A 2,639-nucleotide genomic window follows, 5' to 3' on the forward strand; every position below is an offset into this window, starting at 1 on the left:
AATATAGACCCTTCAAAAGACAGATGGGAACTTTGTTCTGAAATACTTGCTAGACGCGATATTATTGAAAGAATTACAAAACCTTGGTAAATAATTAGATTATTAATCTTTTTATATTTTGATCCACTATCATTAATGGTATAGCGTCATTTCAAAAATGTTAATAAAAACTTCTTTTCCCCGACAACGGCATTAATATCAAAAACACGGCATACAGTGGCCAGGTAAAAAAATAGAAAATATCAGGATTTGGCCCGTACCGTACATTGTAAAATATTCCTATCACATCCATTATAAAGTAGCTAGTGGTTGCAGCCGGTATCATCCATCGTGCATGAGCAGGGAAATACAAAGAACGGCTAACAAGCCATCCTGACCATGCAACAGGTACAAGCAAAAGAGCATACACAATGGATATTACTAAAATGTTGTATTGCTGCAACAATTCATAGAGATATAGAATAATTACACATGCAACAGCATACAGTGCAATCAGCATCAAGGCATCATTCTTTTTAACAGCTTTAAATTCTTCAGTATGGCGCACAACAACTGTTGTAAGCATTGGCAATGCTACAATGCCACCAACAGTAAGAAGTATATACATATCAGGAAAAAAATGAGTCCACGTTAACACACACATGTCGGTAATAAACGTACAGGTAAATATTATTCGTAAAAATTTTATATCTTTTTGTGCGATAGCATCCTGCAACCCAAACCATACAAAAACCGTTGTTGATAAAGAAAGAAGCCCTTTGGGTATTGCCACGTAATTGATTTTATGCCCGATAAACAGTCCTATTGCATCTATTAGCGTGAATATGATCACCAGTAGTATCTGAAATCCAATATAATATTTGATATTGTTATGCCTGGTTATTGTCATTTGGCTTTTCCTCCAAAAATAGAAATAATGGGTTTACATCGAAATAATCGCATTTTTTCAACGTATTTTTGCTAACGTTACTTAAAAGACCACTTTTAGGACAAATCCTTATACTCCCCACACCTGCTTCGATGTACTCAGCAACCATCTCCGAATAATCAGAAGAGAGCATTTTATTTCACTCTCCTTGACAAGGAGAAGGATTAAGGGTGAGGTTTTAAATATTTTCATCTACTGTGGCAGTGCAGGATATCTGCCAGCTATCTTCCCATTACGTATCATAACCACATCGCCAAACTCACGCATGATTGCTTCGCTCTGTGTGGGGAGCAGAAAAATATAATCATCAACCTGTAGCGCAGTGGAACGTGACCCATTTACTATTGCCTGATTAGTGCTGAATCCATAAATTGTGTTTTCTATAAGCCCTTGTGGTGAATAATAATGAGCTCTCCAGCCACCACCATAGATAAAATATGTCACCTGTCTGTTAGGATTCCACTTTGCCATGAGATTTGATATTCCTTCTATAAAAGGAATAGTGGTACCTTCTAATCTTTTTAATACTGGTGTTGCAACAAACAGTGCTTCTACATGTTCTGTTAACAGTGGTTTATCAAAATCTTTAGGCTTAAGCAATGCTGATCCCATAGCTATATCATTCACAGGCGGAGTACCATCAAACAACATATATGTATGGCTACCACCACTGTTACATGTTAGTTTACCTTTAAAGAGCGTAGGATATTTTTGCTTGCTATAATTAAAAAATGTTTTGTATCTTTCCATAGCATCATTAAATGCATTGAGAATAGCCTTTTTCTTTGAACCTAATAGTGCAAGCGCTGAAGCTGAATGTACCTCATAGCCCATAAAACCAGAAAATTGTAAATATTGAGGATTATTGTATATAGTTGCCAGCATTTTATCTAACTGTTCTACAGTTGTTACACCACCTCTGTGCAATCCTACATCAATTTCAATATTGATTTTCATCCTGATGTTGTTTTGTTTTGCAAAGTTATAGTATTGGGTAAGCCTTGCAGGTGTATCAACAAGCCACTGTATTTGTTTTTCCGGGTCAAATTTTATGCCTGGCTTCAGTGAATTATAAAACTCCTTAACTGCATTTAATGGCATTGGCTTACCTAAAAGGATATCATAGTTCTTTGAATTATTGGCAAGGAAAGTGATATCAGGGCCGTGAAATACCATCACATATCGTGAGTTCATTTTTGTTAAGATATAATCAATCAGCCATGGACATGGGATTGATTTTACAGTTAATCTGAATTTTAATGATGGATGTAAATTCTTTTTAACTGTTGCAATGTTTTTATCAAGGCGGTCAAGGTCAACTAAAATAACTGGCCTGCCAGGTCCATTGTTTTTTAGCTCAGTATTCAAGTTAGCAAAATACGTAGAATATGGCTTTCCGTTATCACCGGGCTTTAGTGCAATAATTAAAACTATTGCACCTATTATTGTAGTAGCAATTATTATTTTCTTTTTCATGACGGCTGACCTCCTGTATTTTTATGTATGGTATATCCCTAAATAGATTAAGTCAAATTAATAAACATTTTTATCATAGCGTGCTTCCCAACGCCATCCTAGCTATTACCGTAAAGCAACCAAATGGGCTTAGTCTCTATTTCAAAGCTGCCTTTTGCAATTTATGTGGACAATATTTTCATTTTAACAGGTAGGCTTTAACCCCATCTTCATTCTGTCTCTTATACACATCTCC

Annotated in this window: 3 protein-coding genes; all 3 read right to left on the reverse strand. The window is 35.7% G+C overall.

The genetic code is table 11. The features are described from left to right. Nucleotides 1–160: 160 nt before the first annotated feature. From N3F66_14895 to N3F66_14905, 3 genes are read right to left on the reverse strand one after another with little or no spacing between them, the layout of a single operon-like run. The gene (locus N3F66_14895; GenBank protein MCX8125434.1) at nucleotides 161–889 is read right to left on the reverse strand and encodes a hypothetical protein; all 729 of its coding nucleotides are present in this window, start codon (nucleotides 887–889) and stop codon (nucleotides 161–163) included. Next, entirely contained in the window at nucleotides 870–1,061 is a 192-nt protein-coding gene (locus tag N3F66_14900; GenBank protein ID MCX8125435.1) for a hypothetical protein, read from the reverse strand. Before N3F66_14900 ends, N3F66_14895 begins: the two co-directional genes overlap by 20 nt. 59 nt (nucleotides 1,062–1,120) lie before the next feature. Then, nucleotides 1,121–2,404 carry an alanine racemase gene (locus tag N3F66_14905; GenBank protein MCX8125436.1) on the reverse strand — a complete coding sequence of 428 codons (1,284 nt, stop codon included), beginning with the start codon at nucleotides 2,402–2,404 and terminating at the stop codon, nucleotides 1,121–1,123. Nucleotides 2,405–2,639: the final 235 nt, after the last annotated feature.

It is taken from the genome of Spirochaetota bacterium, assembly GCA_026414805.1.
Taxonomy (GTDB): Bacteria; Spirochaetota; UBA4802; order UBA4802; family UB4802; genus UBA4802.

Coding starts and splice junctions, on each gene's coding strand:
- N3F66_14895 (MCX8125434.1), bottom strand. CDS start 889: ATGACAATAACCAGGCATAACAATATCAAATATTATATTGGATTTCAG.
- N3F66_14900 (MCX8125435.1), bottom strand. CDS start 1,061: ATGCTCTCTTCTGATTATTCGGAGATGGTTGCTGAGTACATCGAAGCA.
- N3F66_14905 (MCX8125436.1), bottom strand. CDS start 2,404: ATGAAAAAGAAAATAATAATTGCTACTACAATAATAGGTGCAATAGTT.